The sequence below is a fragment of the Paenibacillus vietnamensis genome, from assembly GCF_020169515.1.
In the GTDB taxonomy this organism is placed as follows: Bacteria; Bacillota; Bacilli; order Paenibacillales; family Paenibacillaceae; genus Pristimantibacillus; species Pristimantibacillus vietnamensis.
The window spans coordinates 85505-99102 of the sequence record NZ_JAHMHW010000018.1 but is presented as its reverse complement, the minus strand read 5'-3'; the positions used below and the strand labels follow the sequence as shown (position 1 = coordinate 99102).

Annotated in this window: 13 protein-coding genes; 2 read left to right on the top strand and 11 right to left on the bottom strand. The window is 44.9% G+C overall.

The window, feature by feature from the left end:
* Positions 1-693 precede the first annotated feature (693 nt).
* The 6 genes from KP806_RS23215 to KP806_RS23180 form a co-directional block, all read right to left on the bottom strand.
* A complete protein-coding gene (locus KP806_RS23215) occupies positions 694-1488 on the bottom strand; it encodes an SDR family NAD(P)-dependent oxidoreductase (RefSeq protein WP_224726132.1) in 795 nt (264 codons plus the stop codon).
* Between the two features lie 50 nt (positions 1489-1538).
* Complete coding sequence (locus KP806_RS23210; RefSeq protein ID WP_224726131.1) at positions 1539-2567, bottom strand: helix-turn-helix transcriptional regulator; 1029 nt, start codon at positions 2565-2567, stop codon at positions 1539-1541.
* A 537-nt stretch (positions 2568-3104) separates the two neighbouring features.
* Positions 3105-4448, bottom strand: a complete 1344-nt coding sequence (locus KP806_RS23195) for a NosD domain-containing protein (protein ID WP_224726130.1) — start codon at positions 4446-4448, stop codon at positions 3105-3107.
* A gap of 29 nt (positions 4449-4477) precedes the next feature.
* Positions 4478-5350: a carbohydrate ABC transporter permease gene (locus KP806_RS23190; protein ID WP_224726129.1), complete on the bottom strand. Its 873-nt coding sequence runs from the start codon at positions 5348-5350 to the stop codon at positions 4478-4480.
* A 19-nt stretch (positions 5351-5369) separates the two neighbouring features.
* Complete coding sequence (locus KP806_RS23185; RefSeq protein WP_224726128.1) at positions 5370-6248, bottom strand: carbohydrate ABC transporter permease; 879 nt, start codon at positions 6246-6248, stop codon at positions 5370-5372.
* A 90-nt stretch (positions 6249-6338) separates the two neighbouring features.
* Positions 6339-7661: an ABC transporter substrate-binding protein gene (locus KP806_RS23180; RefSeq protein WP_224726127.1), complete on the bottom strand. Its 1323-nt coding sequence runs from the start codon at positions 7659-7661 to the stop codon at positions 6339-6341.
* A gap of 290 nt (positions 7662-7951) precedes the next feature.
* Between KP806_RS23180 and KP806_RS23175 the strand changes: the two genes are divergently transcribed.
* Positions 7952-8845, top strand: a complete 894-nt coding sequence (locus tag KP806_RS23175) for an AraC family transcriptional regulator (RefSeq protein ID WP_224726126.1) — start codon at positions 7952-7954, stop codon at positions 8843-8845.
* Between the two features lie 197 nt (positions 8846-9042).
* On the opposite strand, the gene KP806_RS23170 is transcribed toward KP806_RS23175, so the two are convergent.
* The 3 genes from KP806_RS23170 to KP806_RS23165 all read right to left on the bottom strand — a co-directional run bounded on the left by KP806_RS23170 (position 9043) and on the right by KP806_RS23165 (position 10764).
* Positions 9043-9714: an NAD(P)H-dependent oxidoreductase gene (locus KP806_RS23170; RefSeq protein ID WP_224726125.1), complete on the bottom strand. Its 672-nt coding sequence runs from the start codon at positions 9712-9714 to the stop codon at positions 9043-9045.
* A gap of 395 nt (positions 9715-10109) precedes the next feature.
* Positions 10110-10235, bottom strand: a complete 126-nt coding sequence (locus KP806_RS27695) for a hypothetical protein (RefSeq protein WP_263575846.1) — start codon at positions 10233-10235, stop codon at positions 10110-10112.
* Complete coding sequence (locus KP806_RS23165) at positions 10222-10764, bottom strand: DNA topology modulation protein (RefSeq protein ID WP_224726124.1); 543 nt, start codon at positions 10762-10764, stop codon at positions 10222-10224. Before KP806_RS23165 ends, KP806_RS27695 begins: the two co-directional genes overlap by 14 nt.
* Before the next feature lie 156 nt (positions 10765-10920).
* Between KP806_RS23165 and KP806_RS23160 the strand changes: the two genes are divergently transcribed.
* Complete coding sequence (locus tag KP806_RS23160) at positions 10921-11994, top strand: SDR family oxidoreductase (RefSeq protein ID WP_224726123.1); 1074 nt, start codon at positions 10921-10923, stop codon at positions 11992-11994.
* A gap of 59 nt (positions 11995-12053) precedes the next feature.
* Here KP806_RS23160 and KP806_RS23155 read toward each other — a convergent pair whose 3' ends face one another.
* Positions 12054-12425, bottom strand: coding sequence for a winged helix-turn-helix transcriptional regulator (locus KP806_RS23155; RefSeq protein WP_224726122.1), 372 nt, complete (start codon positions 12423-12425; stop codon positions 12054-12056).
* Between the two features lie 107 nt (positions 12426-12532).
* Positions 12533-13582 (bottom strand): ABC transporter substrate-binding protein, encoded by a 1050-nt coding sequence (locus KP806_RS23150; RefSeq protein ID WP_224726121.1) that lies wholly within the window; start codon positions 13580-13582, stop codon positions 12533-12535.
* Positions 13583-13598 lie beyond the last annotated feature (16 nt).

Here is a 13598-nt window from a genome sequence, read left to right as displayed (position 1 = left end):
TGTATTAGGCACGCCGCCAGCGTTCGTCCTGAGCCAGGATCAAACTCTCCATAAAGGTGTGTGTTTGATTTGCTCATTACTTAACTAGCTATTTAACATATCGCTCATTGTTCAGTTTTCAAGGAACAAACTTTATTTTTTCTTATTTCGCACCGTTTTTAGCGGCAAGAAATATCTTATCACAGATTAATTCCGAAAAGCAACACTTTTTTTTCGAATTGATAAATCAAGGCCAACTTAGTGTTCGTCATTCTCCATATCTACATCAGGATAGCGGGAAAAAACTGCTTAGTTTAACGTTGAGTTCCGAAAGAACTGCGGGTTTGATCCTGACTAGCTCGTACTACAGCGCGCTTAATCTAAGAATAGCCGTGTACGTTCCGTCCTGGCATAAAGAAATTGTCATTCGACTCAGTGAATCTTTACTTCTAATCAAATTGTGATTACGGACGGGTCCGTCATTCATAAAGGAGTAAGTACAGAAATCATTAAGGGTCCTTGCACCGTGGATACCCCTCTAAAATGAATTGAATCCTAACTAAAATATGGCGTGTTCCTTTTTGGGAACGAATTTTTTGAGATCACTCTAAGAAATCAATTGCAGAAAATTTTTGAGCTAATGGGGCCACCTGCTTATCATCCGCGGTGGCCCCATGATTTGTTTTCTGCGCTATCGTAATCCGTTAAAGTTTTTTAAAATATAGTCGGTACCATTCCACCATCCATTCGGATTGGCGAGCCTTTGAACGCAGAGGCAAAAGGACTACAGACGAATGCGGCTAACCGGCCGATCTCCATCGGTCTTATGAACCGCTGGATTTCGGATTGCGGCAAGTTCTTAGCCATAAATTCCTTCTCTTTCGCCTCGAAGGTCATCTCTTCGTTAGAATAAATACTTTCGATGATCATTTGAACATTCTCGGAAAGGGTTGGCCCGGGCATGATCGTGTTCACCGTGACCTCCGATCCCTTGGTCAGCTTAGACAAACTCCTGGATAACGAGAGGAGCATCGATTTGGTCACGGCGTAATGAGGCATCTGACCCGAAGGCATAATGGCTTCCTCACTCGCGATAAAGAGGACGCGTCCATAATCGCCGCACAACATGGAAGGCAGATAGAACTTAGTCAGACTGTTCGCAGCGAGCACGTTCGTGCGGAAGTACTTCTCAAATACGGTATCGTCTACATTGTCATAGGACATGATCTCGTAGATGCCCATGCTATTGACCAGAATATCGACTTGGGGGAACTTCTCGAGCAAAGCTTCTCTTTGCTGCGCATTAACGAGATCGGCTGCGGCATTCCGAGGCCGAGTGTCCGGAAATTTCGCCTGAATCTCCCTCACCGTGAGTTCAACCTCTTCGTTGCTCCTACCATTTATGAGAACATGAACGCCTTCTCTCGCAAGTTCTATGGCAATCGCTTTGCCGATCCCTTTAGTAGAACCCGTTACTAATGCCGTCTTATTTTTCAATCCCATATCCACCTGTCCGCACTCCTTATGTTCAGCATATGGATAATGATAGCTCGTTCTGTCTACTTGGTAACTAGCGAGGAACGCCAATGATCTTGCGCGGCGCGCCAATTGGCGGGAGTCTCCCCTTCCCACGAGCGGAATGCGCGGTAAAATGAATTCTGATCTTCGTAGCCTACGAGAAAAGCTATCTCTTTGATCTCCAGCGTCGGGTCCGCTAAATATGCGAGCGCCTGCTCATGCCTGGTTTGCGCCAACAACTGCTTAAAGCTTGCTCCTTCTGCCGACAAGCGGCGCTGCAAGGTGCGATCGCTTAATCCCATCTCGTTGGCTACTGTTTGAATGTCGATACGCCCGCGTGAAAGACAACCCGACAGAATCCATTTCACATTATTGCTAATCTTGCGTTTGCTCCTTTGTTTATCTAAAGAACGATCCAAGGCGGGAGTCAGAATATCGAGTAGTTCTTCATTATAAGAAATGAAAGGACGGTCCAGATCACTGCCGTGCAGCGTAAGCCGGTTGCTAAACGCACCTACCCGAACGGAGCAGCCGAAATAAACTTCTAGAACTTCCGTGTTGCCCATATTGTGGACGAACTCTACAGAATGAGCCGTGAGCGGCTGACCGGTTCCTCGTCGTCCCAGCTCTAAGAGATAGGCGAGCGTCATGCCTACCAGCACTGGTGGTCCGTGCTTCGCGGCGTGCTGCCAATCCAGTTCGACGACTCCATGCTCGCCTTCTTCACGTAAACACAAGCTTTCGGGAGGACACATTTGCTTATAACGAGTCATTCGCGTAAGAGCATCTCGGAAATCCCTGGCATGAAAGGTCGCTAAGGCGGCCGGCGGATATTGCGCCGTCTCGAATGCGGTAGCCAACTTGACGATTCCCGTTGCGGCATCGCCGACAAGTTCGGCATAGGCCTGCCAGATCGCGTAGTATTGGGCGGTCGTGACGGCTGGGTCGTCGATGACGGTCAGGGGCAGACGGGCATGGCGCGCTACTTCTTGGGGGGATATCCCTAATAGGCGCAAGCTGGACCAGAACCCTGGCGCGAGCTTCACGCGATCGGCGACTATAGCTTTCATAATGGTTAACCTCCCGGGGCAATGTCCAATGTCAAAAATGGCCCACGATACCGCGGACCATTAAATTATAGCTTAACCATCAATCAGCGTCATTTGTTCTTCCATGTATCGAGAGCCTTGGGCAATGGATTCGCTTCGTTCCTGGGATCGGTAGCGCCCCGTTGGCGATCGTCCAGGCGACGGCCAATTGGGATGGAGAACAATTTTTCTCAATCGCGATCTCCTTGATCTTGTCGACGATCTCCCGTCTCGGGGAGGGTGAAAAATGATCACCCCCAGGACGGAAATTGTTGATGCCCCTTTCGCAAAAAATTGATACATAAATAGCAAAACAATCCACAAAGTAACTTCACATCCAAATAAGGAGTGACATAGATGAGCAGAAAAAGCACGACTCGTGATGCAGGTACGATTGGTGGAAACATCACAAGAGCTGTAATTAAAATTGCAGAGCAATCCCTGAGCTCAGGGATGCGAAAGGGATCGCCCCCATTTCTGACAGTCTTCCTAAAGAAATATTCCTTTTTTATGTCTTTATTAGGCTCCTGGCATTGGAGTGGCTCTGAATGCATTTACAGTCTTGTCCATAACAACCTGTGCATCACTTCCCGAATCAAGAATCGTATTTTGAAGCGATTCTTTTTCTACCAATACTGTTGTTACGGTAAGCGGCTCCGATGCTTCAGTAGTCAACAAAGCGTCTACTTGCGCAGAGAAACAAGAATCACTTATCTTGGCATGAACCTCCGTGGCAACAACATGATTATTAGAAATATAATTTCCATTACCCGAAACAATACGTATGATTACAGGTGTTGCACCTACCGGCTTGATGTTCTGAGTATTAATTCCTTCAGAAAAGTGATTAGCAATTACAGAATTATTATTGCCACTAATATATAGGAGTCCATACAAATCATCTAAACCATTGTCTATTCCCAAAAAAGGAGTCCAAGGTTCATGGTCACGTAAAAAGTGATTTGAAGAAACCAAGTTTTCCGAACAATTTTCCCTGAATACCACCATTCCTGGATAAAATGAATGAAGTCTATTATTTGTGATACTGGAACGTGTCACACCATCAAAATAGATACTGCTCGCACCTCGTGGAAAAACATTATTCGCTGTAATCAAAAGTCCACCAAAATTTTGAGCGTAAATTGAATATCCTTTAAAACCGGCTCCTATCAAGTTATCGGTTATTTTTGAAGCCTGTCCCCAACCTCGTAGTTCTATACAGTTACCACATTCAGCTATGAAATTATCATGTACAGTCAGTGCATCTGCATGATAAATAGTCATTCCATGCTCTAAATACACAAACCCCATGCCTGTAATCCGAAATGAGTCACAAGCACTTGCAACATAAATACCCGTTTTCCCGTTAGTGTATGTGTTTTCCGGATTTGTTTCTCCTGAACCATCTTCAATAAAATGCAAACCATCAATACAAAAGTCAGAAAACTCTACCGAGCTTATTCGGGGATTTCCACTTCGTTCAACATAAAATGCAGCTCCTTTATATTCCTCGTCATTTACTTCTACGGGAATATCTACGAGTATGCGACTTCCTCCCGGCCACAATTCATGCAAATCCGCCCATTCATTCTCAGAAGTATTAAAACGAATACTCGAAGATGTAAACCCGTGTCCAGAACCCATAATTTTAAGATAACTGATGTCTATAACGACTTGACTGCCAAGATGATAATCTCCCGGTGGAATATAGATAACCGCACCCGGCTTTCCGCCTTTATTCACATCAGTGTCCGTTTGCCTACTTTTAATATCTGCTATAATGCTATTGATTACCTCACCAATATCCTCATACGGATTACCGACAGGCCACTCTGTTACGTCGTAATAATTTTTACTAGCCATAAATAAATTCTCCTATCAATGAATTCAACTCATTCTTTTACAGCACCCATGGTCATACCGCGAACGATGTAATTTTGCATAAAAAATGAAAACAGCATAACAGGCAGACTAAATAATGTTGCCGCCGCCGTCATAGGTCCCAGGTCCATATTGTAAGCGGTTAAAAACTCCGATATTCCTACAGGAACCGTTTTGGCAGAAGTGCTTGTGAACAGCAATCCGAATAAAAAATCATTCCAAGACAGCATAAAACTAAATATTGCTGTCGTTGCCAGTCCCGGCAGTGAAATTGGCAAAATAATGCGGATAAAAGCCCCTAACATCCCGCATCCGTCTACACGTGCAGATTCATCCAACTCTTTAGGCAGGCTGTCGAAAAAACCGAGCATCATCCAAATGACAAAAGGGATATTGATACTTGTATAAATCAATGTTAAAGCAAGTTTGGTGTCCATTAATCCTACTTCACCGATAATGCGGTACAAAGGTATGGCAACGCTGATCAGCGGAATCAGCCGAACGCCCAAAGTGAATATCAGAAACAAATTCCCCAGCTTGGATGAAAATCTTGTTAATCCGTATGCGGCCAAGGCGCCCAGTAAAACGCTTAACAGCGTAGCGAAAGCGGCGGTGACCAGACTGTTGCCAAAATATTTGCCGATCGATAATTGATTAAACATGGCAAGGTAGTTGTCTAATGTAAATTGGGACGGGAGAAATGCAGGGGTAGACGATATGACTTCTCTCGGCGGCTTGAATGAACTAAGCATCAAGTAAAGATAGGGAAATAAAAACAGGGACAAAAAGCCGCATGTAAGGAGCAGATAGAAAAAATGGCTAAGTTTGATCTTCTGTCTCAATGTGGGTGCCATGTACTTCTGTTTGATTGTGTTTGCAATCACGTCGGTAATCCCCTTCCTATTAGGCTGCTTTCTTGGCCGAACTCCAGAAATGTTTCATGAAGAAGGAACAAAGCCCCAATAAGATGATCATGAAGATAATGGCCATGGCGCTTGAATACCCTTCCTGATTGTATCTGGCAATCGCTTTATAAATGTCGGTGCTGACCAAAGAAGAAGCGTTGTTCGGGCCTCCTTGGGTCATCACCCAGATAATATCAAAGGATCTTGCGGCATCTATCATTCGAATAGCGACAGCCACAAGAATCACGGGTTTTAAGCTCGGCAGCGTAATATGCCAGAAGCTCTGAACCTTGTTCGTTCCGTCAATACGAGCAGCTTCGTACAAACTTTCCGGAATGCCCTGAATACCAGCCAACAACACCAGCATCATAAAGGGAGTTGTAAGCCAAATATCGGCGATCATACAGGATAATAATGCGTATTTGCTGTCGGATAACCACAGAATACTTTGAGGTGATGATATTAATCCGAGCTTATACAGAAAGCTGTTCAGAATACCGAACTGGTCGTTCAACATGAATTTCCAGATCAACCCTGCAACCAACGGCGAAATCATAAGCGGGCTTAAAAGCAAAGTGCGAATGTAATTGCTGCCTTTGAATCCGGTGCTTAACAAGAGGGCCAGAACCATTCCGAGCAACAGTTCAACGGTTACGGCTCCGATGACAAATTCAAACGTGTTCAGTAATGACCGATAGAAGGTTTGTGATGTCAACGCGTTGCTGTAATGTTCGAAGCCGACAAAACCGTAGGGCTGATCGTCTTCCAAAAAACTATTTTTGAACAACAGAAACATCGGGTAAACAAAGAACAAGATCATAAAAACTGCGGCCGGCAAAAAAAATACTATGGATAGCCTGCGATCCTTTTTAGTCATCGTACTTCACCCTTTAAACAAGTATTGAAATGAATCAGAGGATAGGCGATCCTATCCTCTGCTGTTTCGGCAATCGATTGCCTTTGCCTCTTACTTGCCTTGAATTTCATTAATGGTCGCCGCCGCTTTGGTCAATGCAGATTGCGGCGATTCCTTTCCGGACAGAGCTGCCTGGATAGCCGTAACAAGAGCTTCGCTTTCGATTTGATTCCAGCGGGCCAAAATCGGACGGTTTTGAGTCTGAAGGGACTCCAATGTAGTTTGCAGTGCATGAAGGTGCGCATATTCCGGCTGCTTGCCATACTTTTCAAACACCGATTTGCGCGCAGCCACTCCCAATGCCTTCATGAAAAGCTCGTTTTTCTCATAAATGAACTGCACATATTGTTTGGCGATATCCTTCTGCTTCGAAGAGTCCGGTATGACTTGATACCAGGGACCAGGTACTACGCCTATTCCGGCATCTCCCCCTATCATAGGCGCTACTCCTACCTTCCCAGCCACCTTCGACTTCGCTGGATCATTGGACGGTACGAAGAAATGTCCCCATGCAAGCATCATAGCCAATTTGCCGTTCCAGAACATTTCGGAGGTTTCGGAAGAGGCCATATTCAATGCACCTTCAGGTGCGGATTTGTCCTTGTTCAAAATTGTTGTCAGAAAATCCAACGCTTTCACATAGGGCTCCGTGTTGACCAAGGCTTTATTGTCTTTGCCGACGACCAAAGGTTTTGCCCCCGCTTGAGCCGCATGATCCAACCAGCTGGCGACAGAATCGCCGTTATTCATCCCGAACACACTTGTCCCGTAGATATCCATGACACTATCGTTATTGGTATCGCGAGTAAAGAACTTGGCTACGTCTCTGTACTGCTGCCAATTTGCAGGCGGCTTCAAATCATATCCATAGTTGGCCTTGAAAGCTTCCTGTTCCTTGGGATCATTAAATAAATCGGATCGATACAAAAGCACCTTCGAGTTCGTCCATACCGGCATGCCAAGAACTTTACCGTCTATCGTACCGCCATCGATCAAGCTGGGGAATAGATCTTTCTTCACGTTATCCGACATCAAATCATCCATCGAAGTCAAACCTTCAGCCAAAGCGGGGAACCACAAAATATCAATTGTTGCAACATCATAGGAGCCTTTGTTAGCACGTATATCCGCATTCAATTTGTCATAGACGCCGATATAAGGGACCGTCTCGATCTTTACCTCATAACCGGTCTTCTGCTTAAATTCTGCCGCCGTTTGTGCCGCAACCGTGTTAGCCGGGCTTCCGCCCTCCACCAATACAGTCAAGGACTTGTCGGAGGATTTGTAGGTATTGCTTGAACAACCGGCCAAAACCATCGAAAAAACCATACAACCAGCAAGAATACCAGACCATAATTTCCCTTGCACTTTCATGAAGCGATACCCCCTTAGTAAAATATTCTATCCCTTATTCAAGTACAGATCATGATGCTATATTAGCGGTCCCACAAACCGTGCTCCGGCCATCTGCGAGGCAATCTCTTTTTCACAGGCGGGAGTTTAATGACGGCATTGCTTTTCTTATCAATAATTTCGGATCAGTGGAAGCGCTTCACTCACTATATATATATGTTATAATGCATTTATGGATTTGTATTTAGGAAGGATTATTGATTATTTGTCATATATTGCTTTGAAAAATATTCAGAAGGGAAAGACCTGATATGAACATTCAACAGTTATCGCCGTACATCCGGATAGCAATGGATAGTTATATCCCATTCCCTTGGTATTTAGAGGAGAGAGTTTTATTTGACTATGAGTTACTTTACGTTAAGGAAGGCAGAATACAAGTAACCATCGAGAATGATGTTTTTATCGGAGAACCGGGGGACCTCTTTCTTTTTCGTCCAAAGCAACGACACTCTATTAGAAAGTTAGGAACAGAATTAGTACGACAACCTCATTTGCATTTTGATTTGTTCTATAAGGAGGATAGTCCGGATGTGAAAGTTTCCTTTAAAAAACTTGAAGATATGACTGCGGATGAAATAAAATGGTTTCGAAACGACGATCTTGACCAAATTACCCCTCAGATTTCCAGTCACATTCGGTTAAGGAATACCTTGGTTATCGAAAGATTGATCTTTGAAATCATAAAAGAATTTCAAATGACGTTACCCTTTTATGAAATGAATATAAAAGGATTGTTTTTGCAATTATTGAATGTACTTTTACGTGAAAACTACTGGAACTGTAATCCACATCTAGTAACCAATATGGAAGAAATGGAGCAGCTGCGGATCTACTTGAAACACAATATCGACCGAAAGGTAACCTTAGATGAACTTTCCAAAATTTCGGGAATTAGCAAATACTATATGATTTCATTATTCAAACAATCATTCGGGATGAGCCCAATCCAATATCATCTTTTACAAAGAATAGAAAAGGCGAAGGAAATGATTCAGTTCACTAATGACCCGTTAATGCTCATAGCCGAAAGTATCGGTTTTCCGGATATTCATTCCTTTAGTAAAGCCTTTAAAAAAATAGATGGGGTTAATCCTTCCTTTTATCGTAAAAAGAAAATCCATAAACATGAACATGAAGATTAGAAAAGAAAGATATAATGATTCTGATTCACGATTTAGTTGAGACTTATGCGATGATACATTTACTTAAACTCTAATGGGGGAGAAAAATAAAAGGTTTCACCATAAAAAAGGAGTTGCCGCAGCAACCCCCTTTTTATATCTCAAGCACCTGTTAGAGCGAAGCATGTCCCTTGATGCTGAAAACTATCCTCTTAAGTTTACCGCCACTCAACAATCTCATCGAGAGGTTGTCTTGCTTTTGGACGTTTGGGATCCGCTTGCCGATATCCGAAAGCGGCCATACAGGCTACACCGAAATCTTCGCCGTTAATGATACCCTCATCTTTTAAAATAGCGGTCACCTGCTTTTTATTAAAACCTTCGATCGGACAGGAATCAATCCCGAGTTGAGCCGCGGCTGTCATCATGTTGCCCAATGCGATATAGGTTTGTTTGCTCGCCCATTCAAAAATAAGACGGTCATTATCTTCGAGCTCTGTTTCGACGAAGGATTTGTAGAAGGCGGAAAAACCTTGCACAACTTCTTCAGGCATTTGATGAATGTCTTTCATCATTTTGATTACGTGAGCCGAATCATGCCTTAAGCCTTCTTGTTTTCTGGCCAATATCACTACAAAATGGCTGGCAGTGGGCAGTTGTCCTTGAGCACCGCCGGATGCAGGTTTTAATTTTTCGCGAAGCGCTGCATCCTGGATCACGACAAACTTCCACGGCTCGAAGCCAAATGAACTCGGAGACAATCTCCCTATCTCCAAAATAAAACGGAAATCTTCATCCGAAATCTTTTTGTCGGCATCGAATACTTTGCAAGCATGTCTAAACTGGAAAGCATTTAAAATTTCTTGTTTTTTATTCTCCGTTTCAATCATGCGGATCAGCCTTCCTTTCTATTTGTAAACCGATTTTTCGGACAATCGCCGATTTGTATGTAGTCTCTTTGATCTGCTGTTATCATAACCATTTTTTGGATCGATGTCCATGAATCTCATTGACTAGCTTTCTTCTTGATTCAATAAATCAGGAAGTGGGTAAACATATGATAAGTGGGAAGTGGTATTGAAGAACAGCGAAAAACGGGAATAAATTTTAGTTTCCGAAAGGTTGTTGATTCGCCATGAAAACACGAAGAAGGAGATTTTTGCTTCGATACTTTTTGAGTAAGACCTAGCTTTAGAAGTGTGTTTTTGAAATGAACCGCTTCCCACTGTAAGAGGGCTCTGCGATATCATTCGCGGGGTCCTCGCTTTTATTTAGCATAAGAATCTTAAAGCCGGTTAAATTTCGGGCCATCGGTCTTGTTAATATCATCGATTAAAGGTAAGGACCCGCTGCCGCCTTGCCATCGCGGAAACAGAAGACGCAGCGTACGATTGTTGTTATTTTCGCTCATGAAAAATGCTCCTCTCGTTCAACAATTCCACATTCGCTTTAAACTCACGTACTTCCTTCGGAGACTTTAAAATGATTATTTCCTTTTCATTGGATAACTGTCGGAGTTTCTCTAAGATCTTCGGCTTTTGTTTCTCGGGAAATTCCCAGACCCATTTCAGAAATTCCAGTCTGACTCTTTCTTCGCAGCCTTCAGCCATATCCGTTCTTTTCTTGTTGCGATACTGGAATCTTCTCTTCAGCACGCGGATCAAGCAGATCCACCTCGACAGGTCAATAAATATAATCGTATCAGCCGCCTGCAGCCTGATGTCAATTGTTCCTCCATAATTGCCGTCGATGATCCAACTTGTACCACTTACGAGCTCCTCTTGAATATCTTTTTGCTCGTTTTTGGGCGTGCTAATCCAGCCGGGTTTCCAAAAGATTGCGTCAAGATGATGAACTTCAATTGTTAAAATCCTGCTCAGCTCACGAGCTAACATTGATTTGCCCGAGCCTCCAGAACCAATAAGTACAATCTTGTTCATAGTAAACCCCATCAGTCGAATTTTAATTTCATTTTCTTACCCGTTAATGGCTCGGTTACTTTCAAGTGCTTATATGACTTTAAAGTGCGTACTTCTCTATAACTCTCTTCTATATCACAATGACATCAGGTAAAAGCCGAGGAGGAGAAAAACTTTATGGAACCAGATCAAACCGAAACAACAAGTAAAACCGCTCTAGTCGTTGGAGCCAACGGCGTAATCGGACGGAATCTCATCAATCATCTGCTGACGCTTCCCGATTGGAATGTCATTGGAGTGTCACGACGCGGCGGAGAAGACACACGTGGGTTAAAGTATGTAGCGGTCGATTTGCTTAATGAAAAAGAAACGTACGAGAAACTGGGCAATTTGAGCGAAGTCACTCATATCTTCTTCGCTGCTTATCAAGACCGCCCTACATGGGCCGAACTGGTTCAGCCAAACCTGGCTATGCTCGTGAACGTGGTCAACACGATCGAACCGATCGCTTCTAACCTGCAGCATATCAGTCTTATGCAAGGTTACAAGGTCTACGGCGCGCATCTTGGTCCTTTCAAGACGCCCGCACGGGAAACCGATGCCTATCATATGCCGCCTGAATTCAACGTCGACCAACAACAATTCCTCGAACAACGGCAACCGGGAAGCACCTGGACTTGGTCGGCTCTTCGTCCGTCGGTCGTTTGCGGGTTTGCACTGGGCAACCCGATGAACCTTGCGATGGTGATCGCGATTTACGCATCCATGTCGAAGGAACTCGGCTTGCCGCTCCGTTTTCCCGGGAAGCCGGGGGCTTACAATAGCCTGCTGGAAATGACTGATGCCGGCTTGCTGGCTCGTGCAACGGTTTGGGCGGCAACAGATGAACGCTGCGCCAATCAAGCTTTTAATATCACAAACGGCGACCTGTTCCGATGGAACGAGCTTTGGCCGAAGATCGCCGCCTTTTTCGAACTCGAGACTGCCCCTCCGTTACCAATGTCATTAGAGGTGATCATGTCCGATAAGGAAACGCTGTGGAATTGTATGGTGAAGAAGTATGGCCTGGAGAATAATAGCTATAAGGACGTTTCTTCCTGGCGGTTTGGGGATTTCGTATTTTCGTGGGATTACGACTTTTTTGCCGATGGCTCGAAAGCACGTCGTTTCGGGTTTCATGACTTCATCGATACGGAGAGGATGTTTATGGACATCTTTGAAGACTTCCGCCGGCGCAAGGTAATCCCGTAATATAAAAAATATACTACGAACGATACCGGCTCCTCATAATCAGGGACCGGTATCTTCGCTTAGGTGTCCGAATGAGGCGGTTTGAAACGGATACTTGCTCTATTGCCATACACCATTTCAATATGCGTATCTCCCCATCTGCACATGAGATGAAGAATATCTTTTAAGTTCCAGCCGTAATCCGTCAACTCGTATTCGACCTTTGGCGGCACCTGGTTGTAAGAAATTCGGGCCACGATTCCATCCTCCACCAGTTCCCCTAGCTGCTGGGTCAACACTTTTTGCGTTACATCAGGAATCAGGCGCATCAGCTCGCCATTACGCTTTTTGCCAAACGTGAGGTGGAAAAGAATGACCGGCTTCCATTTGCCTCCAATCACTTCAAGAAATGCTTCAACCGCTGTGTTGTAGGTTTTAATCGGTTCCTGCATGGACTCAACTCCCCCTCTTACATCTTGAAAATTATACCACAAAAAAGGCGCCACTCACGTCCGGAACAGACGTAAACGGCACCGCTTCAAAGAAACAAGGCTCCCTTCTATTGCTTCAAGATCCAATCGTTAAGTTCAAAATTGTTGTCAGCCAGCTTCTCGTCCACAAGGAATTGCTTCGTTCCATCGAGAAGTTTCAGACCTGCGTCGGTAAAAGGAACATCCTTGATCAGACTGATCGGGGCTGTCTTCTTAATCAGCTCGGGTGTCGTGTCTCCGATCTCCGCCGCGAACTTGTAATATTCATCCTCATGCTGCTTGAGGTCCTCCAGCGCCTTTAACCGGATCTCGTTCCATATCTTCGGAAAATCGGGGAACTTCTTCAAATAGTCCTCGGATACGACGGTTACACTCGATCCGTAAAGATCCGGATGACTCGTCGCATCGTTCAGTTTCGTGAACCCTTGGTCGATCAGCTTAAGCGCATTGACACCGCTGTTCGTTGTCGCATCCACCTCGCCCCGAGCAAGCGCTGCCTCGGCGTCCGGGCGAAGCAGATGAACCAGCTTGTAATCCGTTACGCCCTCCTCCTTCAGTAGTCCGACTATATAACGGTGCATAAAAGAGCCTTTTTGGATAGCAATCGTCTTGCCTTGGAGGTCCTTTACCGTCTTGGGACCGTTATTCTTGCTGATCAAATAGCCTATTAAGTCGGTCGAGACCTGCGTGATCACCCGGGTTTTCGCCCCGGACGAGCGGGCCAGAATGGCTGGCGTATCGCCCAGGCCGCCAAAATCGAGCCTGCCGCTGATGAGCGCTTCGCTTTGGTCAGGTCCGTTCGGAAAGCCGGTCAGCTTCACTTCGGTGATGCCGTATTTTTTCAATTCCGCTTGAATGATGCCTTTATAAAATCCCCAGCCTTCCGCGCCGGAAGGCAGATTCAGCTTGTTCGAGCCAATATAGCCATAGTTCAGAACAGCGGGAACATCACGCTTGGCATCGCCGGAAGCAGCAGTCACGCCAGTGTTTCCGCTTGCTGCATTGCCAGCGTCTCCGCTATTATTTCCGCATGCCTGAATGAAAAGCAGTATACATGCAAGCGCAAGAATGGCAGTGAAACGTAATGCTTTATGGCCCCCTCTTTTCCTCGTTGTCATCTCTGTTTCTCTCCTC